Source organism: Providencia vermicola (assembly GCF_010748935.1).
Classification (GTDB): Bacteria; Pseudomonadota; Gammaproteobacteria; order Enterobacterales; family Enterobacteriaceae; genus Providencia; species Providencia zhejiangensis.
On record NZ_CP048796.1, the window covers coordinates 2,635,094 to 2,660,858 of the forward strand.

General features: G+C 41.7%; 19 protein-coding genes and 1 other RNA gene. 12 read left to right on the forward strand and 8 right to left on the reverse strand.

Annotated features, from left to right (window positions below; all coding sequences use genetic code 11):
* Window positions 1–77: 77 nt before the first annotated feature.
* From sufS to ydiJ, 7 genes are all read right to left on the reverse strand, one after another.
* On the reverse strand, window positions 78–1,316 hold the full coding sequence (sufS, locus tag G3341_RS11800) for a cysteine desulfurase SufS (protein ID WP_163862011.1): 1,239 nt from the start codon (window positions 1,314–1,316) through the stop codon (window positions 78–80).
* A gap of 7 nt (window positions 1,317–1,323) precedes the next feature.
* A complete protein-coding gene (gene sufD, locus G3341_RS11805; RefSeq protein ID WP_154625061.1) occupies window positions 1,324–2,628 on the reverse strand; it encodes a Fe-S cluster assembly protein SufD in 1,305 nt (434 codons plus the stop codon).
* Window positions 2,603–3,349 (reverse strand): Fe-S cluster assembly ATPase SufC, encoded by a 747-nt coding sequence (gene sufC / locus G3341_RS11810; protein ID WP_154625060.1) that lies wholly within the window; start codon window positions 3,347–3,349, stop codon window positions 2,603–2,605. The genes sufD and sufC overlap by 26 nt, the downstream gene beginning before the upstream one ends.
* Window positions 3,350–3,394: 45 nt before the next feature.
* Window positions 3,395–4,894, reverse strand: a complete 1,500-nt coding sequence (gene sufB / locus G3341_RS11815) for a Fe-S cluster assembly protein SufB (RefSeq protein ID WP_163862014.1) — start codon at window positions 4,892–4,894, stop codon at window positions 3,395–3,397.
* A 16-nt stretch (window positions 4,895–4,910) separates the two neighbouring features.
* Complete coding sequence (sufA, locus tag G3341_RS11820) at window positions 4,911–5,291, reverse strand: Fe-S cluster assembly scaffold SufA (protein ID WP_154625058.1); 381 nt, start codon at window positions 5,289–5,291, stop codon at window positions 4,911–4,913.
* 370 nt (window positions 5,292–5,661) lie between these two features.
* On the reverse strand, window positions 5,662–6,078 hold the full coding sequence (locus tag G3341_RS11825) for a hotdog fold thioesterase (protein WP_154623916.1): 417 nt from the start codon (window positions 6,076–6,078) through the stop codon (window positions 5,662–5,664).
* Complete coding sequence (ydiJ, locus tag G3341_RS11830; protein ID WP_163862017.1) at window positions 6,075–9,131, reverse strand: D-2-hydroxyglutarate dehydrogenase YdiJ; 3,057 nt, start codon at window positions 9,129–9,131, stop codon at window positions 6,075–6,077. Before ydiJ ends, G3341_RS11825 begins: the two co-directional genes overlap by 4 nt.
* Window positions 9,132–9,397: 266 nt before the next feature.
* Between ydiJ and ydiK the strand changes: the two genes are divergently transcribed.
* Together ydiK and rprA are read left to right on the forward strand one after the other, a co-directional pair.
* Window positions 9,398–10,513, forward strand: a complete 1,116-nt coding sequence (gene ydiK, locus G3341_RS11835) for an AI-2E family transporter YdiK (protein ID WP_154623914.1) — start codon at window positions 9,398–9,400, stop codon at window positions 10,511–10,513.
* A gap of 244 nt (window positions 10,514–10,757) precedes the next feature.
* Window positions 10,758–10,867: antisense sRNA RprA (gene rprA / locus G3341_RS11840), an RNA gene on the forward strand.
* Window positions 10,868–11,259: 392 nt separating this feature from the next.
* On the opposite strand, the gene ppsA is transcribed toward rprA, so the two are convergent.
* Window positions 11,260–13,635 carry a phosphoenolpyruvate synthase gene (ppsA, locus tag G3341_RS11845; protein ID WP_163862019.1) on the reverse strand — a complete coding sequence of 792 codons (2,376 nt, stop codon included), beginning with the start codon at window positions 13,633–13,635 and terminating at the stop codon, window positions 11,260–11,262.
* A gap of 272 nt (window positions 13,636–13,907) precedes the next feature.
* On the opposite strand from ppsA, the gene ppsR reads away from it, so the two are divergent.
* The 10 genes from ppsR to G3341_RS11895 all read left to right on the forward strand — a co-directional run bounded on the left by ppsR (window position 13,908) and on the right by G3341_RS11895 (window position 25,440).
* Window positions 13,908–14,768: a posphoenolpyruvate synthetase regulatory kinase/phosphorylase PpsR gene (gene ppsR, locus G3341_RS11850; protein ID WP_154622089.1), complete on the forward strand. Its 861-nt coding sequence runs from the start codon at window positions 13,908–13,910 to the stop codon at window positions 14,766–14,768.
* A 127-nt stretch (window positions 14,769–14,895) separates the two neighbouring features.
* The gene (locus G3341_RS11855; RefSeq protein ID WP_154622090.1) at window positions 14,896–15,945 is read left to right on the forward strand and encodes a 3-deoxy-7-phosphoheptulonate synthase; all 1,050 of its coding nucleotides are present in this window, start codon (window positions 14,896–14,898) and stop codon (window positions 15,943–15,945) included.
* A 226-nt stretch (window positions 15,946–16,171) separates the two neighbouring features.
* Entirely contained in the window at window positions 16,172–16,357 is a 186-nt protein-coding gene (hemP, locus tag G3341_RS11860) for a hemin uptake protein HemP (RefSeq protein ID WP_154622091.1), read from the forward strand.
* Between the two features lie 89 nt (window positions 16,358–16,446).
* A complete protein-coding gene (locus G3341_RS11865) occupies window positions 16,447–18,600 on the forward strand; it encodes a TonB-dependent hemoglobin/transferrin/lactoferrin family receptor (protein WP_163862022.1) in 2,154 nt (717 codons plus the stop codon).
* A gap of 114 nt (window positions 18,601–18,714) precedes the next feature.
* Entirely contained in the window at window positions 18,715–20,715 is a 2,001-nt protein-coding gene (locus tag G3341_RS11870; protein WP_163862025.1) for a TonB-dependent hemoglobin/transferrin/lactoferrin family receptor, read from the forward strand.
* A 26-nt stretch (window positions 20,716–20,741) separates the two neighbouring features.
* On the forward strand, window positions 20,742–21,791 hold the full coding sequence (locus tag G3341_RS11875; protein WP_163862029.1) for a hemin-degrading factor: 1,050 nt from the start codon (window positions 20,742–20,744) through the stop codon (window positions 21,789–21,791).
* Window positions 21,792–21,806: 15 nt separating this feature from the next.
* Window positions 21,807–22,628: a heme/hemin ABC transporter substrate-binding protein gene (locus G3341_RS11880; protein WP_163862032.1), complete on the forward strand. Its 822-nt coding sequence runs from the start codon at window positions 21,807–21,809 to the stop codon at window positions 22,626–22,628.
* Entirely contained in the window at window positions 22,625–23,626 is a 1,002-nt protein-coding gene (locus G3341_RS11885; RefSeq protein WP_163862035.1) for a FecCD family ABC transporter permease, read from the forward strand. Before G3341_RS11880 ends, G3341_RS11885 begins: the two co-directional genes overlap by 4 nt.
* Before the next feature lie 5 nt (window positions 23,627–23,631).
* Entirely contained in the window at window positions 23,632–24,417 is a 786-nt protein-coding gene (locus G3341_RS11890) for a heme ABC transporter ATP-binding protein (RefSeq protein ID WP_163862038.1), read from the forward strand.
* A gap of 651 nt (window positions 24,418–25,068) precedes the next feature.
* On the forward strand, window positions 25,069–25,440 hold the full coding sequence (locus G3341_RS11895) for a helix-turn-helix domain-containing protein (RefSeq protein WP_154622097.1): 372 nt from the start codon (window positions 25,069–25,071) through the stop codon (window positions 25,438–25,440).
* Window positions 25,441–25,765: the final 325 nt, after the last annotated feature.

Here is a 25,765-nt window from a genome sequence, read left to right on the forward strand (position 1 = left end):
TATGCTAATAATTAAAAAAGCCAATCGTGATTGGCTTTTTCAGTCAATAATAACAAAAAATCATCAGGCGTTAATGCTTAGCCTAATAATTTTTTAATGCGCAGTAATGCATCACATAAAGAGTCTATCTCTTCTTTCGTCGTATAGATACCCACGGATGCCCGACACATTGCAGGAACATTATAGCGCTCCATTAATGGCAGTGCACAATGATGCCCAGTTCGAATGGCGATACCGTATTGATCTAAAAAAGAACCGACGTCATAAGCATGATGAACTCCCAGATTGAAAGCGATCACCCCTTCACGCTGGTCGTTACCATATAACGTTAACGATGGAATCTGTTTCAACTTTTCGGTGGCATACTCCATCACTGCTTTTTCATAAGCAAATGCGTCAGCTCTTCCTAAAGCATTCAGATAATCAAACGCTGCACCTAGGCCAATAATTGCGCTGACATTCGGGGTTCCTGCTTCAAAACGCCATGGCGCATCGGCATAGGTAATACCTTTCTTAAGGCTAACATGGCGGATCATTGCTCCACCACCTTCCCATGGCGGCATCTTATCAAGAAGGGATTTTTTGCCATAAAGGATACCTATCCCTGTTGGCCCATACAATTTATGTCCAGAAAAAGTATAAAAATCACAATCTAAATCCTGCACATCAACAACACTGTGCATTGCGCCTTGAGCACCATCAACCAGTACATAAAGCTCTGCACCACGCTCGGCGGCAATCGCTCTTGCATCTTGAATAATGGTTTTCACAGGATTGACAGTACCGAGCACATTAGAGATATGAGTAAAGCTCAACAAGCGCGTATTCGCATCAATCAATGCGTCAAGTTTTGCTAACTCTAACTCACCATGATCAGAAACAGGAATGAGGCGAATTTCACAGCCGATCTGCTCTGCCAATAAATACCAAGGAACGATATTGGCATGATGTTCCATCTCGGTAATGACAATATTGTCGCCTTTACCGATAAATTTGCGGCCAAAGGTGTTCGCTACCAAGTTAATTGCTTCTGTTGTTCCTTTAACAAAAACAATTTCCTCTGCTGAGGCGGCATAAATAAAATCCGCGGCTTTTTGGCGAACGTTTTCCATCATCGTTGTGGCTTGAGCACTAAGCGTATGTATGCCCCGATGTACCGCAGCATATTGATGCAACGTAAACTCGCTCTCTTTTTCAATCACCTGAAGAGGCTTTTGTGCACTAGCCGCGCTATCAAGATAAACCAAAGGATGATTATGGATACTTTGGGATAAGGCAGGAAAATCCTGCCTAACTGCTGCTACGTTGAATGTCATACGCGTATTAGACCTCTGCTAAGCGCTGACGAATATTCGCCATAACCGCTTGTTTGAGTTCTTCAGATTCGATCGATTCTGTCAATTCAGCTGCAAAAGCAATAATAATCATATGCTTTGCGGCTTTACCATCGATCCCTCTCGAACGCAGGTAAAACAATTGTTCATCATCGATACGACCAACCGTTGCACCATGTCCGCATTTCACATCATCAGCATAGATTTCTAATTGAGGCTTAGTATCAACTTCGGCCTTATCACCCAATAATAAGGTGTGATTACTCATTTGACCATCTGTTTTCAACGCATCCGGAGCAACTTTGATCATGCCGTTGAAGACGGCTTTACTGCTATCCATCGCAATGACTTTATGTAACTGACGGCTTTCGCAGTGACCGACATTATGTTCGAGATAGGTACGAGTATCGACAATTTCATTATCTTTAGGCAATAACATGCTATTCAATGAAAAGTCAGCATTTTCACCCGATAACTGTGCGCTAGTATGGTGGCGAGTCAAAGTACCGCCAAGCAGAAAACTGCTGCTCAACACTTGGCTATCACGACCAACGACGATGTCATTATGCGCAAAATGTTGTGCTTGGTTATTCTCGTTATTCAATTTGAAGTGCTGATATTGTGCGTTATCGCCCACCTCAACCGTTAAACGACCACCCGTAAAGTGCGGTTTATCATTAACACTGACATAGTGCTCAATCACTTGTGCCTTGCTATTGGTATCCAATGTCATGTGATAACGATAATGACTGTGATTCACGGTTTCCTCATCATCACCACTCGAAATATTCAGCAGATAAAGTGGTTTTGGTGCGATTTGGTTTGCACCGAGGTGAATAACAATCGGTTGTTGCGCAAGACTTTCTGTTAAATGCAAGAAAACCTCTCCATTAACAGCATCTGGTAACATATCTTGGCTGTCTAATAACGCAACTTTGAACGGCCCCATATCAATTGAACTGAGTGTCGAATTATAACGACCGTTAACAAGTACAATTCGGTAAGCATCGATAGGTAATGCCAATAACTCACATGCTTTTTCATCAACAACGTTTTCAGCAAAGCGATATTGAGTATTTAAGACCGTTTGCAATGGCGTATAATGCCAATCTTCATGACGAAAGGCAGGTAAGCCAACGTGGTTCGCTTTTTCCCAATGTGCTGCTGCATGCTGGGATTTATCCCCAGAACGTTGTTCGAAAAGTGTTGCAAAACGCGCCATTGCTTGCTCATTTAGTGCAGCGACCTGAGCACGTTTGTTTGCTCTTTCACTGTTGGTCAATAAGCCAGCCATAACCTTGCTCCTCCAGTTTTTTCGCCAAGCTGAAATCACCTGATTTGATGATTTTCCCCTGATACAGTACATGCACGAAATCAGGTTTGACGTAATCCAGAATGCGCTGGTAATGCGTCACGATAATAAAAGAACGTTCTGGAGAGCGCAGTGAGTTAACACCATTTGCAACAATCTTCAATGCATCAATATCCAAACCTGAATCGGTTTCGTCTAAGATACACAGCTGTGGCTCAAGAGCTGCCATCTGTAAAATATCATTACGTTTCTTTTCCCCCCCCGAAAAGCCAACATTCACTGAGCGAGTCAGTAGATCTTGTGGCATTTCAAGTAAGTCGATTTTATCTTCAATAAAATCTTGGAAATCAAAACGATCTAAGGGTTCTTGCTGACGATATTCACGTACCGCATTCACGGCTGTTTGCAAGAAAAACTGGTTACTCACACCCGGAATTTCAACCGGATATTGGAACGCTAAAAAGATACCTTCCCCTGCACGTTCTTCAGGGTCTAACTCGAGTAGATCTTTCCCTTTAAAGATCACCTCGCCGCCGTCAATCTCATATTCTTCACGGCCAGCTAACGTCGCAGATAACGTACTTTTACCGGAACCATTTGGGCCCATAATGGCGTGAACCTCACCCGGTTTAACTTCCAGTGATAAGCCCTTTAAAATTTCATTACCTTCTACACTTACATGTAAATTTTTAACACTTAACATATCAACATGCCTTTGGCGCTTTTGCGCATATAAACCTGATTGTGATCAGCCGACGCTATGTTCTAAGCTGATTGCCAGCAATTTCTGTGCCTCTACCGCAAACTCTAATGGAAGTTCCGAGAAAACATCTTTACAGAAACCATTTACGATCATTGAAATCGCATCATCTTCACTAATTCCACGCTGTAAGCAGTAAAATAGCTGATCTTCCCCAATACGGGAGGTGGTTGCTTCGTGCTCGAGTTGCGCAGTGTTGTTTTTGACTTCAACATAAGGGAAGGTATGTGCTCCACACTGAGTTCCAATTAACATTGAGTCACACTGAGTGAAATTGCGTGCATTATGAGCGCTTGGTAATATTTTGACTAAGCCGCGATAGCTGTTTTGACTTTTACCGGCGGATATACCTTTAGAAATGATCGTAGAACGGGTATTTTTCCCGATATGGATCATTTTTGTTCCCGTGTCCGCTTGCTGATTACCGTTCGTGAGTGCGACAGAGAAAAATTCACCAACAGAGTTATCCCCTTTTAAGATAACGCTTGGGTATTTCCATGTGATAGCCGAGCCTGTTTCAGACTGCGTCCATGACATTTTCGAATTTTCACCTTCACATAACGCGCGCTTGGTCACAAAGTTAAGGATGCCCCCTTCCTCACTGTCTCCACCTGAAAACCAGTTTTGTACAGTTGAGTATTTGACTTCGGCATCTTTATGAATAATAACTTCCACGACCGCGGCATGCAGCTGATAGCTATCACGCACAGGTGCAGAGCATCCTTCGATGTAGCTAACATAGCTACCTTCGTCGGCAATCAAAATAGTCCGTTCGAATTGCCCTGTTTTTGCGGCATTAATACGGAAATAAGTCGAAAGTTCCATAGGGCAGCGTACCCCTTTCGGGATATAGACAAAGGTGCCATCTGATGCAACTGCTGCATTTAAAGCGGCAAAGAAATTATCGTGACTGGATACGACAGTACCTAAGTACTTTTGTACCAGCTCAGGATACTCTTGAATTGCTTCGCTGAATGAACAGAAAATAATACCGTGTTTCGCAAGATCATCACGATATGTAGTAGAAACAGACACTGAGTCAAAAATCGCATCCACAGCAACGGCTTTCCCCTCACGTACAGGAACCCCTAACTGATTAAATGCTTCTTCAACTTCAGCTGTCAGGTAATTATTCGTTTCTGTCACGCCAGTTGCTTGTGTCGCACCGGTTTGCGAGCCACAACTATCGTCACACGAACCACAAGACGGTGCTGAGTAATAACTGTAGTCTTGATAATCTAAATTTGGGTAATGGGCTTTTAACCAATGTGGTTCTTCCATACCTTTCCAATGATGATAAGCATCAAGGCGGAATTTTAGCATCCACTCTGGTTCATTACGTTTCGCGGAAATAGCCCGGACAACATCTTCGTTGATCCCTTTGGCCATTTCATCTGTCGCGACATTTGTAAAAAAGCCTTCTTTATAACGCTGGTCATTAAGCCAGCTTTGAACTTCATCGCCAATTTCTACATTGCTCTGAGACATAATCTGACTTCACATATTAAATACCAAAGCTTTCACCACACCCACAGGCATGTTGCGCTTTCGGATTATTGAATTTAAATATACGATTAAGACCTTCTTGGACATAATCGATCACTGTGCCATCGATAAATGGCATTGCTTCTTTAGGTACAAATAGACATGCACCATCGTGCTCAAAGAGTAAATGGTTCTCTGTTGGGTTTTCTATCATTTCGAAAACATAGCCAAAACCGGCGCAGCCTGACTGTTTAACTCCCAGCGAAAGCCCTTTAGTTTCAGGATGTTGTTCCATCAATTTTTTGATTTGTTTCGCTGCGCTGTCAGTCAGGTTAACACCCTGCCAATTCGTTTCATCTATAGAAAAAGTTTCTACATTGTCATTCATTTTTGCAGTCATATTGACCCCACAATTTTCATGGCTTTTCAGCCAGTTATCAGGAGAATTCACTCCGTTTGTACTATGGTAGCGATAACCCTTGTCACTTCAACCATTTGTTTTGAAAGGTTATACCTATTTCAGTCTATTTTTTAGGCATTATGAGCCTATTTATTAGGCAAACAGAGCAAGAAGCTATTCTAACTTATTAAATATTAACGATTAAAAAAAGTTACATTTTTTTTAATATTATGTACTCATCAATACATTTAAATGGCACAAATTAATAAACATACATTTATTATACAACTTAATTTACTCAACAAGAATTGAAATTATAATGAAATAGTTGAAGTAACCTCAACTCGATATGAATTGAGGTTAACGAGGATTAATCAGAGAGTACTGCTGTTGTTAATCGAGAAGTACAACACAGTTGCCCTTTCTCATTGAAAATATCAATGTTCCAAACCTGCTGACGACGTCCAAGGTGAATCGGTTTACAAATACCTTTAACCGTACCTTGTGTCGCTGAACGAATATGATTGGCATTAATTTCAAGGCCAACAACACGCTGTTCACCTTCACTGCACAGATAACCTGCTATTGACCCCAATGACTCCGCCAAAACCACTGAGGCGCCACCATGTAATAATCCAAATGGTTGCTTGGTACGCTGATCAACAGGCATCGTTCCTTCAATATAATCATCACCATAACCTGTGATTTCAATGCCGAGATGGCCTAACATACAGTTTTTTGCCATTTCCGACATATGGTCAAGCGTAAATTTACGTTTCCAAATCATTCAACTATCTCCAATAGCGCCTGTATAGGGTGCTTAATTTGCGTATTTTCCATCCGCTTCACTTGGCTACGGCATGAATACCCAGTACTCAGACAACGTTCTTTAGGTAACTTCTCTATTGCTGGCTTCCACGACAAATTATAGATGCCTTTTGAGTTTTTGATATTCGCAACTTCATGACCATATGTTCCCGCCATCCCACAACAACCCACGCTGATATTCTTCAACTCTTGCCCATAACGTTTAAATAAGTTTGCCCATTGGGAACCACTGTTTGGCAGTGCTGTGGTTTCAGTGCAATGAGCAAAGAAGTACCACGGCTCCGACGGTGCTGTTTGGCGTTGTGGCGGCTCTGGCAATGTAGCAAGCCATTCATGCGCAAGTTGCACAGTAAACTGACACTGCTGTTTTCCTAAGATTTCATGATATTCATCGCGATAACACAGCACCAACGCAGGATCCACACCCACCATAGGCAGTTCTAACTTAGCCACTCTATTGAGAAACGTTGCTGTTTTTTGTGCTGTTTTAGCAAAACGAGATAAGAAGCCTTTGATATGTTGGGCTTTACCATTTGGAGAGAATGGTAACAATACTGGTTTAAAGCCCAATTTTTCGACTAATTTAACAAAATCCGCGACAACTTTGGCGTCGTAATAACTCGTAAAGGGATCTTGTACAACCAAAACATAATGTTCACGTTGTGATGCAGACATCGCTTCTAACTGCTCGAGCGTCACAGTTATCGCAGCATGGCCGGAGAGTTGCTGTTTCAATGTTGGCTGTGAGAATAAAGGCAAATCGACCATACCAATGGTTTGTTCACTTAACTTTTGTACCCAAGGTTGACGCAAGAAGAAATTAAATACGCTAGGGGCCTTAGACAATAAAGGGGCGCTATTTTCAACTCCCGCAACGATATGATCACGAATCGGCCTCAAATAACGCCCATGATATAACGCCAAAAATTTTGCCCTAAATGAAGGTACATCAATTTTAATCGGGCATTGCGTTGAACAGGCTTTACAGGCTAAACATCCCGACATAGCCGCTTTAACTTCATGAGAGAAGTCATAATCCCCTTTTTGTGCCCGCCATGTGTTACGAGTTTTATCTATTAATCCACGTAGTGATGGGCGATCTTCTTTGATACCTTTTTCAAGGCTTTCAGGGGTTACTCCCTGCTCGGAAAGTAATCGTAACCATTCACGCACTAAGGTCGCACGACCTTTCGGGGAGTGAATTCGCTGCCCACTGATTTTCATCGATGGACACATAGGGCTTTTTACATCGAAATTAAAACACAAGCCATTACCGTTGCAATCCATAGCGCCACGAAACTCTTGACGTACTGATATGGGTATTTGGCGATCATAAGTGCCTCGTTTCGCCGCATCAACTTGTTTCATCGGCGCATCGAGACCAGCGGGAGGACAAATTTTTCCGGGGTTAAGGCGATTGTCTGGGTCGAAAGCGGCTTTAATATTTCGCAGCTCACCGTACAGCACTTCACCAAAGAATTCAGGACTGTATTCTGCCCTAAAGCCTTTACCATGTTCTCCCCATAGCAAGCCGCCATATTTTGCGGTGAGCGCAACAATTTCATCCGAAATTTGTTTCATCAATACTTCTTGCTGTGGATCACACATATCTAGGGCTGGGCGAACATGTAACACCCCAGCATCCACATGACCAAACATACCATAGTTTAAATTATGGCTATCCAAAAGCGCCCTAAACTCAACAATATAATCGGCTAAATGCTCTGGGGGCACGCAGGTGTCTTCAACAAATGGAATTGGTTTCGCCGCGCCTTTACTGTTCCCTAATAAGCCAACGGCTTTTTTACGCATATTATAAATACGGTTGATATCATCTAGGTCATCACAAATTTGGTAACCAATCACACCCGCTTTATGCTGCTCCATTAACTCATCTAGACGCTGGCACAAGCTCATTGTCAAATGATTAATTTCGTCTTTATCATCACCACTAAACTCGACAATATTCAGGCCAAGCATCTCTTTATTAGGCACATCGGTAATCAATGCTTTTACTGAATGCCAAACGATATCTTCCCGCGCTAGGTTTAATACTTTTGAGTCGACCGTTTCAACAGATAGTGCTTTCGCTTGCACCATAAAAGGGGCATTACGCAAGGCGGATTCAAATGAATCATATTTTACGTTAACCAGACGGCGCACTTTTGGTAAAGGCGTAATATCTAACGTCGCTTCCGTAATAAAAGCTAACGAGCCTTCTGAACCCGTTAAAATACGCGTTAAATCAAATTCGCTAAGATCGTCATTAAAGACATGACGTAAGTCGTACCCAGTTAGAAAACGATTGAGTTTGGGAAATTTTTCTTCAATCAAAGGGCGTTGCTCCAAACAACGCTCAAGTACAGTTTTATAAATACGTCCCGTCACAGAATCTTCTGACGCAATCGTTTGGGCAAGCGCAACAGGCATAGCGCGAGTATCGATGCATTCGCCCCCCAATAAAATTGCTTTAACGCCGAGAACGTGATCAGAGGTTTTGCCATACACCAAAGAGCCCTGTCCAGACGCATCGGTATTGATCATGCCACCTAACGTCGCGCGGTTACTGGTCGATAACTCAGGTGAGAAAAAATAGCCATAAGGCTTGAGGAATTGGTTTAGCTGATCTTTGATCACCCCCGCTTCCACCTTCACCCAACCTTGCTCAGGATTAATCTCTAATATGCGGTTCATGTAACGGGACATGTCCACCACAATCCCTTCCGTTAGCGATTGACCATTGGTGCCCGTTCCCCCACCTCTTGGAGTGAAAGTCAGCTCACGGAATTTCTCTAGCCCAGCGACCCGAGCAACAATTTGTACATCGGCACTGGAGCGTGGAAAGACGACCGCCTGAGGTAATAATTGGTAAATACTATTATCCGTTGCCATTGATAGACGTTCTGCATAACTAGTACCATTATCACCGGTAAAACCGTGCTCTTGCAGTTGATGTAGAAATTCAATGACAAGCTTACTTAAATTAGGTGCTTCTATTATACGCGGGATCATTATTAACGATGACTCTTGTTGTTTAGTGTTCGCATTACTCGTTATGTACTATCTTTACTTTAAGTAGCACAATAGTGCCTGATTGGTTTGCAGAGTTTCTCCTGCAAAACCTGTTGTTGATAGAGAGAGTACAACCGCTGATGACATTGTCAGTGATGAACCATATCACAATATTGTTTTTTTTGATCGTGAAAAAAAATTACATTATTTTCACCTAAAAAAACGGCTCACTTGCAGTGTTTTTATTTGTTAAGGATTAGGCATTAATGGAAAAATCGCAAAAACGACTCGACTTACCCAAACTTATCTTTGGATTGGCATCTATCATTTTAATGATAGCCGCCTGCTTTTGGGTACTAAATCCCTTTATTCTTGGCTTTGTGTGGGCTGGTATGATGGTGATTGCTACATGGCCTTTACTGTTACGTATCGAATCTCGATTATGGAATAAGCGCTGGCTTGCAGCCTTGATCATGGTCTCATTAATACTCCTTCTATTTGTAATACCTCTCGGTATTCTCATTGGTAGTATCATTCAAAATAGCACCCCGCTTGTTGAATTGGCGAAATCGCCAAACAGCTTACGCTTACCGGATTTAGAATGGCTTAATACAGTCCCCTTTATTGGTGAAAAAATTTATTATGCTTGGCATAGCTTAGTGGCTAGCGGAGGCAACGCATTATTAGCGAAAGTTCAACCTTATTTTGGCCAAGCGGCTGGCTGGTTTCTCGCTCAAGCCATCAATGCAGGACGCTTTATGTTCCATCTTGCATTAATGCTGCTCTTTAGTGGATTACTGTACCTAAAAGGGGAATCCGTGATGCTTGGTATCCGCCATTTTGCGGTTAGATTAGCAGGGATCCGGGGTGATGCAGCGGTGGTATTAGCCGCACAATCTATTCGAGCAGTGGCATTAGGTGTCGTTGTAACGGCATTAATTCAAGCCATTGTTGGCGGTATCGGCTTAGCACTATCAGGTATCGGCTACGCGGCTATCCTCACCGTATTATTGTTTATCTGTTGCGTCGCACAACTCGGCCCCCTTTTGATTATGGTTCCTTCTGTGATTTGGTTATTTTGGACGGGGGATACAACATGGGCGATTATCCTTGCTATATGGGCTGCCGTTGTCGCAACCATGGATGGTGTGTTACGCCCGTGGCTAATAAAAATGGGTGCTGACTTACCTATGGTACTCATTCTTGTCGGCGTGATCGGCGGCATCCTCTCTTTTGGTATGATTGGATTATTTATCGGTCCTGTCGTACTTGCCGTTTCATATAGCCTATTAAAAGCGTGGATGAATGAAGTCGCAATGCCAAATGAAAACCTTGAAGAAACCGAAAAGTTTCTTGAGGAAGAGTTTATGAGTAAAAAATAAATTAAAGTAAAATTCACCAACAGTATGCTTGCTATTAAGCATACTGTTGGATTAATGTTTATTCTCATTAATATTTAGAAACAATATTTAACAGACTTATATTAGTATTCAAACTTATTTGTGATATTATCCTTTGCGTTGAAACGAATTCTATTTATCTTACAGTCACTAAAGTTTACATTAAGAGTCTTCTTAATGAATATAAATTTTAAATAAATTATTATTAGTAAGCTAATGATTTACGTTTTGATTAATACAGATCTCAAAATCATGCCTCTTTTTTAAGCGTGATTGTCTCAATAGAATTGCTGTGTGTAGTCTTTGCCTGTCAGCCCATGATAGGCTTTTTTTTTATCTCCCCATTCAACATGAAGTTTATTCATATTCCCTAAGCGAACACGTTTCCATAGCAATAATTTCCCCCATGACATTACTCTAATTTAGAGTAAAGCATTATCGCATTGGGTTTATATGTTTATTTACTTATTCAATTCGAATTTTACTTAAAATGATTAACACTAATGGATCGGTTTATTAACCTTCTTAGGATTCTAATATGAGTAGTTCTAATTAAATTTTTTATGACTTATCAAATAGCTTCTTTTATTTTAAAACCAATAACGGCAATGAAACCTATCGATAGATTTTATTAATTTCTTTAATTGGTATATTCAATTTGATTTATAAAAAAGCCGACAATAAATTTGTCGGCTTGAGACTCTCGTCTTAAATAACGTATTAAGTTATTAAGAATCCGCTAATGTTAACCAAGTTTGGACAACAGTATCTGGATTTAAAGAGAGGCTATCAATCCCCTCTTCAACCAACCATTGTGCAAAATCTTGATGATCTGAAGGACCTTGCCCGCAAATACCGACGTATTTATTTTGACGTTTAGCGGCTTGAATTGCCATCGATAGCATTGCTTTCACGGCATCATTACGCTCATCGAACAATTCAGATACCACACCTGAGTCACGGTCTAAGCCTAACGTTAGCTGTGTCATATCGTTAGAGCCAATTGAGAAGCCATCAAAATGCTCAAGGAATTGATCAGCCAATAACGCATTAGATGGGATCTCACACATCATAATCACTTTCAAGCCGTTCTCGCCACGTTTAAGGTCGTGCTTCGCTAATTCGTCTACAACCGCTTCTGCTTGAGCAACGGTACGCACAAATGGGATCATAACCTCAACGTTCGTTAAGCCCATATCATTACGTACTCGTTTAACTGCTGCACATTCAAGTGCAAAACAGTCACGGAAGCTGTCAGACACATAGCGACCTGCCCCACGGAAGCCCAACATTGGGTTCTCTTCTTCAGGCTCGTAAATATCCCCCCCCACAAGGTTGGCATATTCATTAGATTTGAAGTCAGACAGACGCACGATCACACGTTTTGGCCAGAACGCAGCGGCTAGCGTTGAGATCCCTTCGGTCAACTTACCCACATAGAATTCAATAGGGTCATCATAACCTGCCATCATGGTCCGTATTTCATTTTGTAGCGCTGGTGTTTGAGCGTCAAACTCCAGTAATGCTCTTGGATGAACACCAATCATGCGGTTAATGATAAACTCCAGCCTTGCTAAACCAACACCTTCATTAGGTAAGCAAGCAAAGTCAAATGCACGATCAGGATTCCCCACATTCATCATGATCTTGACATCAAGGGCAGGCATTTCATCTACAGCGGAACTATGAATTTCAAAGCCAAGTTCATCTTCATAGACAAACCCCGTATCGCCTTCTGCGCAAGAGACAGTGACTGGGCTATTTTCAGCTAGGCGTTCTGTTGCATCACCACAACCCACAACAGCAGGGATACCTAATTCACGCGCAATAATTGCAGCGTGGCAAGTACGCCCCCCACGGTTAGTGACGATCGCGGCGGCTTTTTTCATGATAGGTTCCCAATCTGGGTCAGTCATGTCCGTCACTAATACATCACCAGGTTGGATGCGATCCATTTCATTTAAGTTATGAATCACTTTAACTCGCCCTGCACCTATGCGATGACCAATTGCACGCCCTTCAACCAAAACATTACCTTGCTGCTTTAATTGATAGCGTTCCATCACTTGCTGATTTGAACGAACCGTTTCCGGACGAGCCTGAACAATGTACAGACGACCATTATGACCATCTTTTGCCCATTCAATATCCATCGGACGGCCATAGTGTTTTTCAATCTGCAACGCTTGGCGAGCTAACTCTTCCACTTCCAGATCAGTTAAAGAGAAACGATTGCGCAATGCTTCTGGTACATCTTCAATCTGTACCTGTTTGCCATGTTCTTGGCTATCTGCATAAACCATTTGCAGTTTTTTAGAGCCAAGGGTACGACGGACGATCGCTGGACGCTGATTGATTAACGTCGGTTTATGAACATAAAACTCATCAGGGTTAACCGCGCCTTGTACAACCATTTCACCTAGACCATAGGCGGAGGTAATAAACACGACTTGATCAAATCCTGACTCAGTATCAATGGTAAACATCACGCCAGAAGACGCTAAGTCTGAACGAACCATCCGTTGAACACCCGCAGAAAGCGCAACGCCACGGTGGTCATAACCTTGGTGAACACGGTAGGAAATCGCACGATCATTAAACAAGGAAGCAAAAACATGTTTAATCGCGACCAATACCGCATCAATACCTTGGACGTTCAAGAAAGTCTCTTGCTGCCCAGCGAATGATGCATCCGGCATATCTTCTGCCGTTGCAGATGAACGCACAGCAAATGAAGCATCCTTTTCGCCTTCCGACAACGTTTGATACGCGGCGCGAATATCACTTTCTAACTGTGGTGTGAGAGGTGTATCAATTACCCATTGACGGATCTTTTCACCCGCGGCAGCGAGTTGATTAACATCATCAATATCCGTTTCATCTAGCAGCTGATAAATGCGTTGATTGACGCCGCTCTGCTCAAGAAAATCATTAAACGCCTGTGCGGTTGTCGCAAATCCGTTAGGTACGGATACACCAAGATCGGACAGGTTGGTAATCATTTCACCGAGCGAGGCATTTTTGCCGCCAACACGGTCAACATCATTCATCCCTAATTGGTTATACCAAAGTACATTACACGGAGTGAGGCCATTTGTGGACATTGAAAGCGATCCTTTATCTTTATCTAGCAATTTAGTGACAAGGTACAAATCGTAAAAAAATCTCATTGGCGATAATTCGCCTCACGAAATAGACTAGCACAGACAATATATGAAGATAGATAGGTGAATCGTTCCAACTAACAAGAAAAAATTTTTGTTCTAAAAATTGTTCAAATATTGGCTATACTTTCCCCTATAAACTATTTTTTAAACTTTAATCAAATATAATATCTCTCTAAAACCAACGAAAAATACAATAAAAGATAAAATATATGAGTGAAATAACCGCAACTAATCGTAAAACAAACCTCGCAGAACGAACTGTTTTCTTTATTTCTGATGGAACAGCCATTACCGCAGAAACATTAGGGCATGCTGTTTTGTCGCAATTCCCTTTAGTTTTCAACTCTTATACGCTGCCCTTCGTCACGACAGAAGCACGTGCTCAAGAGATAAAACAGAAAATAGATACCATTTATCAAGAAACACAAAATCGCCCCCTCGTGTTCTATTCCATTATTTCACCTTCTGTTAAAAAAATTATTACTGAAAGCGCCGGTTTTTGTCAGGACATCGTACAAACCTTAGTTGCCCCCATCCAACAAGAAGTGGGCCTTGAACCAGAACCTAAACTGAATCGCACTCACGGTTTATCCCTACAAAATATCAACCAATATGATGCCCGTATTGCCGCTATCGAATATACCTTAGCGCATGATGATGGCATTTCATTACGTAATTTGGATCAAGCCCAAATCATCTTGCTGGGTGTCTCCCGTTGTGGCAAAACGCCCACCAGCCTATATTTAGCCATGCAATTCGGTATTCAAGCAGCAAACTACCCTTTTACTGCCGATGATATGGATAATTTACAACTGCCAGCCGCATTACGCCCGTATACTCACAAATTATTTGGTTTAACCATTAGCCCAGAACGATTAGCTGCCATTCGTGAAGAACGTCGGGAAAATAGTCGTTACGCCTCATTGAGGCAGTGTCGTATTGAAATTGCAGAAGTAGAAGCATTGTTTCGACAAAACAAAATTAACTACCTCAATACAACCAACTATTCTGTAGAAGAAATTTCAGCCAAAGTCATTGATACAATGGGCTTACAACGACGAATTTTTTAATTCGTCAGCATTTTTAAAAAAATCTTTCATTCAATCTCATGTTGTTGGTTGAATTTGAGCCATTTTCGTTTATTGTGATCTCAATCACTGATATGGCTCAGCCTATTACCGCTTTTGAGAAAAAAGAATGCAAAAAACTGATGAACTACGTACTCAGCGTGTTGATAGCTTGATTACACCACAAGCACTCGCTGATGAATTTCCTATTTCTGAAAAAGTCGCACAAAACGTGACAGCGTCACGTCAACGCATAGAAAAAATATTATCGGGTGAAGATCCTCGTTTATTGGTGATCGTGGGTCCTTGCTCTATTCACGATATTGATGCCGCTCTAGAATATGCAAATAGGCTTAATATATTACGTGAACGTTACCAAGATCGCCTCGAAATTGTCATGCGGACCTATTTTGAAAAACCACGCACTGTTGTTGGCTGGAAAGGATTAATCTCTGACCCCAATTTAGATAATTCTTGCCAAGTTAATACCGGGATCCGTCTCGCGCGAAAACTGCTTATTGATGTTAACCAACTTGGGCTACCGACAGCGACAGAATTTCTCGATATGGTCACTGGACAATATATCGCCGACTTAATCAGCTGGGGGGCAATTGGCGCGAGAACAACCGAAAGCCAAATCCATCGCGAAATGGCATCGGCCCTTTCCTGTCCGGTTGGTTTCAAAAATGGCACTGACGGCAATATTCGAATTGCTATTGACGCTATTCGTGCGGCAAAAGCACAACATATGTTTTTGTCCCCAGATAAACATGGCCAAATGACCATCTACCAAACCAGCGGTAATCCTCATGGTCACATCATCATGCGTGGTGGTAAACAACCAAATTACTCTGCTGGTGATATTGCCGCCGCTTGCGATACATTGCGTGAGTTTGAATTAGCTGAGCATTTAGTCATTGATTTTAGCCATGGCAACTGTCAAAAAATTCATCGTCGCCAACTGGAAGTGGCTCGAGATATCGCGGAACAAATCAAAGGAGGCTCTACAGCCATTAGTGGGGTTATGGCTGAAAGCTTTTTAATCGAAGGTACTCAGAAAATTATACCTAACCATCCTCTCACTTACGGTCAATCCATTACTGATCCTTGCTTAAGTTGGGATGATACTGAACAACTAATCGACGTTTTAGTGGAAGCGGTAGAAAGCCGATTCAAATAATATCGACGAATGATTTAACCACATCGGCTTTTTTCATCCTATCCTGAGTAAAAAAGCCGATTTCTCTCAAATTTTCTGAACAAATCCCCCAGCTATTCAACTAGGTAAACGATTAACATACCGATTGTCGCCATTTTGTCACCTAAATGTAAAAACCTCTTGATGTTACCAAACAACTTAAAGATAATGATTCTCACTATGAGTTTTATTATCACTTGGGTTGATTATGACTGATAACATGACAAAACCAGCCGTTAAAAATATCGCCAAACCCGTGGTTCAACCAGTCAAAGTTGATGTTGTCGATAGCCTGCAACTATTAGGTTCTGAAGGTAAACTGACCATTCAACATCATGGAGAGATTTACCAATTAAGGCAAACTCGCGCTGGAAAACTTATTCTCACTAAATAGTTTTTTATTCAAAATTTGTTCATAGCAAGCCACCCAGATCTCGTATCAAGGCAGCCAGCTTAATTCACCACATAAGGAAAGGATTTCCTATGGAGTTTAAACTGATGTCTGCTACACCTACCCTATCGTTAAATGGATCAAAACTCACCGCTTCCGCCATTGCGACAACACTTGCTATTTCAGGATTTAGCGCGGTGGCAACAGCAAAAAAAACGATAGGTGATACTGTTCATGTCACCGCCCCCCCTTATCATCACGAAAACATTGCCGTCGCCGAGCAAGTTGATGTCATTGATGCGCAAACCCCTGAATATCAATCAGCAACTTCTGCACTCGATTTGCTCAAAGGCCAAGCAGGTATCTTTGTTTCAGGTACTGGGGGAACTTATGGCCAAGAAATTCATATGCGTGGCTACGATTCTCGCGCAGTAAAAATCACGGTGGATAACGTCACTCAAGATTTTAATTCTGGGTTATATAACGCGACATTTATTGACCCGTCACTGGTAAAAAACGTCTTTATCCATAAAGGTGCATCCTCTGTTGCACACGGTAGCGGCGCATTAGCAGGTGTTGTGGCAATGAAAACCGTTGATGCTGCCGACTTATTAAAAGAAGGCCAGCGTGTAGGTGGTCGTTTATTCAGTGGGATCAACCGCAATGACCATAGCTACCTTGCTGGGGCATCTGTATACGGACATACAGGCCCTCTGGATATGCTATTGAGTTATAGCCAACGTAAAAAATACTCACTCACCTCTGCGGATTTTCCGACCCAAGATAATCACGAGAAAGTGCATAACTGGTTATTAAAAACCACTTGGTATGCACAGCCTAATTATCATTTAGCCCTACAACTACGTGAATATCGCAATGATGGATTGGGTCTCAAACAACCGACAGTAAACAATTTCGCAGATACGCGTTTTAAAAACACGCCCCACGAGCGCAATAGTCACCAGCGTGATGTTTCAATTAGTCAGTATATTACGTCAAACCGTTTTCCTAACTGGCAAACAAATTGGGAGCTGTACTATACCGACCTCGCTTTGAGTCAGTTAGATAGAGAAAAAGCAAAAGCCGATCATCAATATCAACGCGAAAAGCGGACGCAATATACCTATGGTACAAAATTGACGAATCACGTTATCGTCCCTATTGAGAGTTGGGTGAACAACCAAATAGAAAGTGGTCTCGAGTATTATCAACAACAACAAAAACCCAATCAACACGCAATCAGCTATCCCCCGACTCGACTCGCTAATATTTCGGGCTGGATTAACAACGATATGACGTTGCACCACCTGCCTATTACGCTTTCAACGGGAACCCGTTTCACAAGCTATGAAGCTTCACGCCAAGGGTTTGCAAAAAATAGAGACACGAATTGGTCATCACGTTTTGCGGTCAGTATCACGCCGGCACATTGGTTAAACCTATACTCCTCTTACTCCGAAGGTTATCGGACGCCTCGTATGGCAGAGCTGTATAACAATTCTAATCACTTTTCGGTGATGGGCGGCTGGCTAACTTCCGATTTTAGACCTACGCCTGACTTACAACCTGAGACAAATAAAACAGTAGAAGTTGGTTTAAAAGCAAGTTTTGATGATCTGTTATCAAATGGCGACGAGCTGCAATTCGGATCCACGTATTTTGATACCAAAGCGAAAAATCATATTGCCGTTGAAGGTCGTTACACCAAAAAATACCATTTCATGAAAGGGCAATATCAATGGTTCCCTAATGAAATTTATTTTAGCAACATTCCTTCCGCCACCATTCGAGGTATTGATAGCTTTATTCGCTATAAAACCCACTGGTTTGATTTAAATATCAGTCATAACAAAACAACAGGTAAAGAGGACGGCACAGGCTATTCCCTCTCTTCCATTCGCCCTGAAACGTTACTTGTTCGCTTCAATGCCCCTATTGCAACCACTGGCCTTAGTCTTGGCTGGGTAGGTGAATTTGCGGCTAAAACACAGTTCCAAGGCAATGCTAAGTACCAATTAAAACAACACAAATCTCAGCATGGACTCGATCGTTACCATAAAGAAGTCATCCAGTATGCAGGCTATAGCCTTCATGACTTTTATATGCACTATCAAGCTGACCAATTTATAAAAGGGTTGAATACGACATTAACGATGAAAAACGCCTTTGATCGTCAATATGTCTCTTCAATGGGGGTTCCCCAAGAAGGCCGTAATTTCTATTTCAATGTGAGTTATCAATGGTAACCATTTAATAATTATAAAATAAATAATACTCGCCGGTTTGTTTCCCTGCATACGGCTTTAGGCAAAATCGAAACTTAGGGAGCAAACCGGTAACACTTTATGGAGTATAACTATATGTCTCATGTTTTACGTTTATCCGTTCTGACAAGCGCAATACTTTCCGTTATGGCAAGCGCTCATGCAGAAACAACAACATCAAATCGCAATGATGTGATGACCGTCTATGCTACAGGTACTGAAAGAGATAGCTTCGATGCCCCGATGATGGTGACTGTTATCAAAAATAATTCACCTGAAACACAAACGGCAAGTACTGTAAATGACATCTTACGTAAAGTTCCGGGTATTGGTGTCACAGGCACCAGCCGTGTAAATGGGCAAGATATCTATATGCGTGGTTTCGACCGTCGCGGTATTTTGACATTAGTCGATAATGTGCGCCAAGGTACTGATACTGGCCATGTAAATGGTACTTTTATTGATCCGGCATTGATAAAACAAGTTGAAATTGTTCGCGGTCCTTCAGCTCTACTGTATGGTAGCGGCGCGATGGGCGGTGTGATCGCTTGGGAAACCGTAGACGCTAAAGATCTATTACGCGAGGGTCAAAACAGCGGTTTCCGTGTTTTTAGCCAAGCGGCGACAGGGGATCATAGTTTTGGTTTCGGCGGTACATCTTTTGGGCGAACTGAACAATTTGATGGTTTATTCAGTTTTGTCACCAAACAAGTGGGTGATATTCGCTTGAGTAATGGCGATGATATGGAAAACAAAGAAACCATAGCCAACATGCTTGCCAAAGGCACATGGCAGGTGAATGATGACCAAAAATTGTCAGGGCAACTGCGCTATTACAATAACAATGCTTATGAACCCAAAGACCCACAACAAATCGATATTACTAAGGATAATCTAAAGGTTAACCGCACTACACGTCAACGTGATGCCCAAGCGACTTACCAGTTAAATCCAGAATCAAACGATTGGTTAAATCTTAAAGCGACCACTTACTATTCTGACGTTAATATTACCGCTAAAGGTAAAAATACTCACTATGAAGGCCGTACCCAAAAAACTTATGGTCTGAAAGTTGATAATAAAACACACTTGTATGACTTACCTATCGCAGCCCATAACTTTACTTATGGCGGCGAAACATACAAACAAAATCAAACACCTTACGCGTCAACAACGCAATTCCCTGATGCTGATATCACCTTTGCATCCGGTTTCTTGCAAGATGAAATCGCCTTAAAAGATTTACCTGTATCGTTTATTGTTGGCACTCGCTATGACCATTATAAAGCAACCGCTAAAGATAATGAGGACGTGAAAGAAGGCAAATGGTCTTCTAAAGGCGCCGTTAGCATTACCCCAACAGACTGGTCAATGTTATTTGCCTCTTATTCAGAAGCTTTCCGAGCACCTTCTATGATGGAAATGTATAACGATGAAATTCATTTCCAAATGGGCCCAATAGTCAATAGATGGCGACCAAATCCCAACCTCAAGCCAGAGTCTACGCGTACTGCTGAATATGGGTTTGGGCTAAGGTTTGATGACCTCCTAACTGAGCGTGACAATCTACAATTTAAAGCTAGTTATTTTGATACTAAAGCAAAAGACTATATCAATACCTATGTGAACGTTGACTTTAGAAATCCTCAGAATAACTACACAACCTCCATCAATACAAAACGAGCTAAAATTTGGGGTTGGGATGCTTCAATGGACTATAAAAACGACTATTTTGGTTGGAATTTGGCTTACAACCATACCGAAGGTAAAGACGAATCAAATGGTAAATCAATTACCTCCATTAAACCTGACTCGCTAACCAGCAACCTTAACGTCCCCATTTCAGACAGTGGTTTTTCTGTCGGTTGGTTAGGTGAATTTACCCGCCATACTGACTTTAATGCTGCATCAAAACAACCACGCCAAGCAGGCTATGCTGTTCATGATTTTTACGTTAGCTATCAAGGTGAAGGCCAATTAAAAGGTCTAGGAACCAGTGTCGTTTTAGGCAATGCTTTCGATAAAGAATACTACTCATCACAAGGCGTCCCGCAGGATGGACGTAATGCGAAGCTATTTGTCAGTTTCCAATGGTAATTTATTGTTAATTAAGGAGATACACTGTGAGTTCAACACTGTTTGAGCGTTATCAACAAGCAAAAGTAGAAAACAAAGCCAAATATGCTCGTGATCTAGCTGCTTATCTCAATGTTTCGGAAGGCGAACTTTTACATAGCCGTGTTGGCCATGACAAAGCGCAAAGACTGAATGTTGATGCCCCTACACTACTCAAAGCGTTAGCGGCGGTTGGCAATGTTAAAGCCATCACTCGCAATGAATATGTTGTTCATGAACAAATTGGTCGTTATGACAATGCTAAATTCAGTGCGCATGCCGGATTGATTTTAAATCCACGCGCACTCGATTTACGCATGTTTTTCAGCCATTGGGATTCGGTTTTTACCTTGACTGAAGACGCTAAAAACGGTGAACGTCATAGCATTCAGTTTTTTGACAAACAAGGTGATGCGCTACATAAGGTCTATACTACAGATGAGACCGACATGGCTGCTTGGCATGCATTGATTGAACAATATGCAACCTCTGATAATCCTCCATTGGTTATTGAAGCCGCAGAGCCTTTCTCTGAACAGCCTATCAGCGATGAATTGAAACAACAGCTTGAGCAAGAATGGCGCAACATGACCGATGTTCACCAATTCTTTATCTTACTGAAGAAAAACAATTTAAGTCGCCAACAAGTCTTTCGCGCTGTCAGTGATGATCTCGCGTGGCGAGTGCCTGCTGATTCATTTAACCAATTGGTTAATACTGCGTTTAACGATCAAAATGAAATTATGATTTTTGTCGGTAACCGCGGTTGCGTACAAATTTTTACAGGCCAACTCAAACGTTTGATGCCATATCAAGCTGAAGGTTCTGATATTAAATGGCTGAATATTTTCAATCCAGATTTTACCTTACATATGATTGAAAATGGTGTTTCAGAGTGTTGGGTAACGCGCAAACCAACTCAAGATGGTTTCGTAACAAGCCTTGAAGTCTTCGATAAAGACGGTCATCAAATTGTACAGATGTATGGGCAACGTACAGAAGGTACGCCTGAGCAAGAACAATGGCGTAATCAGGTTATGGCGCTACCGCACATTTAATCGTAGGTAAATAAAATGAAACAATGGCTTCTAATTGCAGTCACTTTAATCATGAGCTTCACTGCTCACTCGGCAGAACGTATCATCACACTTGGTGGTGATGTCACTGAAATTGTTTTTGAGCTTGATGCAGGTTCACAAGTTGTTGCTCGGGATAGCACCAGCCTTCATCCCGCTCAAGCTGTTAAGCTACCCGATGTCGGTTATATGCGAATGCTCAACGCTGAAGGCGTACTTTCTATGCGCCCAACGCTTGTGCTAGCCAGTGAACTAGCAAAACCCTCAATCGCACTTTCCCAAATAGAAAAAAGTGGCGTAAAGATTATCAAAGTCACTGGTAAACCTGCATTAGAAGCCATTCCAGAAAAAATTACGACTGTTGCCAACGCAGTTGGCAAAACAGAACAAGGTCAACAGTTGGTGGAACAATTTAATCAACAAGTTGCCGCCGTAAATACGTCACCAATAGATAAAAAAGTATTATTTATCATGAGTCATGGTGGTGTACTCCCTCTTGCCGCTGGACAACAAACTGCCGCAGATAGCCTGATCAAAGCAACAGGGGCTAAAAATGCAATGACAGGCTTTAATAGCTATCGACCTTTATCACAAGAAGGCGTTATCGCGAGCCAACCTGATCTCATTATCGTGACTCATGAAGGCATTAAATCGTTAGGTGGAGAAGATAACGTTTGGAAACTCCCCGGATTAGCCATGACTCCGGCAGCAAAAAATAAAGCACTGATCGTTGTTGATGATATGGGAATGCTTGGTTTTAGTCTCGGTACGCCAAAAGTCATGCAGCAAATGCGAGAGGCATTAGAGAAGTTTCAATGAATCGAATTAAACACCCAAGGTTAGCTATTGTTGTCCTTTTACTGGTTTTGAGTGTCATTGCCTTACTCGCTTCCAATGCGGGTGCAATGAATGTTTCCTTTAAGACTCTGTGGCAAACACCAGCCACAGACCCCGTTTGGCAAATTTGGCTTAATATTCGCCTACCGCGTATCTTATTGGCTATTTTAGTCGGCTTAGCGCTTGCCGTTTCTGGCGCTATTATGCAAGGACTCTTCCGTAATCCTCTCGCCGACCCAAGCTTATTAGGGATCAGTAGCGGTGCGGCTTTATGCGTTGCCGCTTTTATCGTTTTTTCATTTTCATTGCCAAGTGTCTTACTTAACTATGGGCATATCGGTGCGGCTTTCATTGGCAGCCTTATTGTTTCAGTGATTATTTTTAGCTTGAATCGTTACTCTCATGGCAACCTGTCACGCTTATTACTTGCTGGTATTGCTATCAATGCATTATGTATGTCATTCATTGGGGTGTTAAGTTATATCAGTGATGACCAACAATTACGTACCTTTAGTTTATGGATGATGGGAACACTGGCGAATGTCGATTGGTCCTCACTGGCCATTGCCGCTAGTGTGATTTTACCTACCTGCTTTGTCTGCCTTTGGCAAGGTAATAAACTTAACCTACTTCAACTGGGTGATGAAGATGCGCACTATCTCGGATTAAACGTTGAACGCTCAAAATTTATTTTGCTTTTCCTCAGCGCTCTACTTGTCGGGTGCGCTGTCGCAATGAGTGGTGTGATTGGGTTTGTGGGATTAGTCGTGCCTCATCTCATTCGCATGACTCTGGGTCCAGATCATCGTTGGCTGATCCCTGGTTCCGCAATTGTTGGCGCAACGTTACTCCTAGTCGCAGATACTCTTGCACGGATCGCGGTTTCCCCCGCTGAAATCCCAGTTGGGTTACTTACCGGTTTAATTGGTGGCCCTTACTTCTTATGGCTAATTTTACGTCAACCAACAGGGAGGGTTTAAAAACCATGACGACATCATCTCTCCTAGAGGCACGCAATCTCAGTTACCAAATCGGTGATAAGCGACTAATACAGGACATTAGTCTATCCATACAACCGCATGAAATGGTTGTCATTATTGGGCCTAACGGTGCAGGTAAATCCAGTCTACTAAAGCTACTAACTGGATTTACGCCCCCAACCACCGGCGAATGCTTATTAGAAGGCATAGCGCTGGGCCAATGGCAACACAAGGCATTAGCAAAAAAACGTGCGGTGATGAAGCAGCAAAATAGCCTATCATTTGCTTTTACCGTTGAAGACGTCGTTGCCATGGGGCGAAGCCCTTACGGTTCAGAGCATAAGCAACAAGCCATCGAAGAAGCTTTAACACAAACAGATTGTCTTGAACTACGCCAGCGTGATTTTCGCCAACTTTCAGGCGGTGAACAGCAACGGGTTCAACTTGCGCGAGTACTGGCGCAAGTATGGCAACCAAATACGACGCCAGCCTGTTTATTTCTGGACGAGCCAACATCTGCTCTTGACCTTTATCATCAACAACATAGCTTACGTTTATTGCATCAGCTAACTCGTGAACGCCCATTTGGCGTATGTTGTGTTTTGCATGATCTCAACCTCACTGCACTTTATGCTGATCGGGTTTATTTAATTCATCAAGGGCAACTCGTTGCAACAGGTACACCTGAACAGGTACTCACTACCGCAAATTTAACTCAATGGTATAAAGCCGATCTCGGTGTGATCTCACACCCAGAAATTGCAACACCTCACGTATACCTACGACGCTAACAATCTCTTAGGTTTCTTGGCGCATTTTATTCAAGAAACCTTCTTTCCTTTTTATCAATTTATCACGCCATACAGTCGCGACAAATATGCGTCATGACCGCTTCCTCCCTCTCCCATCACCGACCTTTTATTATCATCGGTAAATGACTATTTAGGTTGTTACCAATAAGTTAATACGAATTACTTGTCAAATTAACTTCCTAAAATTAAAAATACAGTTAATAACATTGAAGAATAAAAATTATAAAGCATTTACATTCATTACTATTAGCTCGGTATTTCCTAACGATTGATGGTTAAAATCGCGTCTCACTACAGATTTAAGCAAAATTAATTTTTCAATATTTTACTTGGTTAATAATTTCGAATGCTTCCGACAAAAAATTTGAATAAGGGGTCAGATAAGGATACAGATTGATTAAAATAAAACACACAACTCATATCATATTGATTTAAAATAATAAATAACATACACTAATGTATGTATAAAATTGACCGATTGGTAAAAACTATCGAAGTTATTATTATTCTCATTAAAAAAAAGCACGTTATGCCTATCGATATATCGGAAAAATAGGAAGAATAGATACTAATTTCTTTAGTTATTATTAGTTATTAATGAACAATAACCCATAGCAGTGGGAGGTAAATATGTCTGAGAGTGTAGTCAACGATATTGTTAAATGGCTGGAAAGTCAGTTACAACGCAATGAAGGCATCAAAATCGACACTATTGCCGATAAAAGTGGTTATTCTAAATGGCATTTACAGCGTGTTTTCAAAGAAATGAAAGGCTGCACGCTTGGCGAATACGTCCGTAAACGTCGTTTACTCGAAGCAGCAAAATCATTACGTGATGGTAATCTACCTATTTTAGATATTGCTCTACAGTATGGCTTTAGCTCACAAGCGACATTCACACGTATATTTAAAAAACATTTTGATATCACTCCAGCAAAATTTCGCCAAAGTGGTCAAATGCCTGAGTGTAAAACCTTTATGTCTTGCAATTGTAATAGCTAAGTAAATTTCAGTTGTATAGTTGAGTATTATTAGTCCCCTTAACAATTTTTTCATTCCCTAAACATTGAAGTCTATGTCCGAGCCGGTAAATACCGGCTCTTTTTTATACCGCGTCAGCCCCACACTAACGTTGAATCTTTCTTTAAAAAAGAGAAAAATCTCCGCCTGCTACCATTACATTCGTTCCAATAATCACTTAAGTTCGCTTTCTTTTTAAATAAAACGCTCGCTATGATCTTTTGACATTCTACAAAAAAAGCAATAACCTTCTTTCAATTATTCTACAGCGTTATAATTAAGTCACTCTTAAGTATATTTTAAAGGC

Coding starts and splice junctions, on each gene's coding strand:
- G3341_RS11825 (WP_154623916.1), bottom strand. CDS start 6,078: ATGATTTGGAAACGTAAATTTACGCTTGACCATATGTCGGAAATGGCA.
- G3341_RS11855 (WP_154622090.1), top strand. CDS start 14,896: ATGCAAAAAACTGATGAACTACGTACTCAGCGTGTTGATAGCTTGATT.
- hemP (WP_154622091.1), top strand. CDS start 16,172: ATGACTGATAACATGACAAAACCAGCCGTTAAAAATATCGCCAAACCC.
- G3341_RS11895 (WP_154622097.1), top strand. CDS start 25,069: ATGTCTGAGAGTGTAGTCAACGATATTGTTAAATGGCTGGAAAGTCAG.
- ppsA (WP_163862019.1), bottom strand. CDS start 13,635: ATGTCCACAAATGGCCTCACTCCGTGTAATGTACTTTGGTATAACCAA.
- ppsR (WP_154622089.1), top strand. CDS start 13,908: ATGAGTGAAATAACCGCAACTAATCGTAAAACAAACCTCGCAGAACGA.
- G3341_RS11885 (WP_163862035.1), top strand. CDS start 22,625: ATGAATCGAATTAAACACCCAAGGTTAGCTATTGTTGTCCTTTTACTG.
- sufB (WP_163862014.1), bottom strand. CDS start 4,894: ATGTCTCAGAGCAATGTAGAAATTGGCGATGAAGTTCAAAGCTGGCTT.
- ydiK (WP_154623914.1), top strand. CDS start 9,398: ATGGAAAAATCGCAAAAACGACTCGACTTACCCAAACTTATCTTTGGA.
- sufC (WP_154625060.1), bottom strand. CDS start 3,349: ATGTTAAGTGTTAAAAATTTACATGTAAGTGTAGAAGGTAATGAAATT.
- sufS (WP_163862011.1), bottom strand. CDS start 1,316: ATGACATTCAACGTAGCAGCAGTTAGGCAGGATTTTCCTGCCTTATCC.
- sufD (WP_154625061.1), bottom strand. CDS start 2,628: ATGGCTGGCTTATTGACCAACAGTGAAAGAGCAAACAAACGTGCTCAG.
- G3341_RS11870 (WP_163862025.1), top strand. CDS start 18,715: ATGTCTCATGTTTTACGTTTATCCGTTCTGACAAGCGCAATACTTTCC.
- G3341_RS11890 (WP_163862038.1), top strand. CDS start 23,632: ATGACGACATCATCTCTCCTAGAGGCACGCAATCTCAGTTACCAAATC.
- ydiJ (WP_163862017.1), bottom strand. CDS start 9,131: ATGATCCCGCGTATAATAGAAGCACCTAATTTAAGTAAGCTTGTCATT.
- sufA (WP_154625058.1), bottom strand. CDS start 5,291: ATGACTGCAAAAATGAATGACAATGTAGAAACTTTTTCTATAGATGAA.
- G3341_RS11865 (WP_163862022.1), top strand. CDS start 16,447: ATGGAGTTTAAACTGATGTCTGCTACACCTACCCTATCGTTAAATGGA.
- G3341_RS11880 (WP_163862032.1), top strand. CDS start 21,807: ATGAAACAATGGCTTCTAATTGCAGTCACTTTAATCATGAGCTTCACT.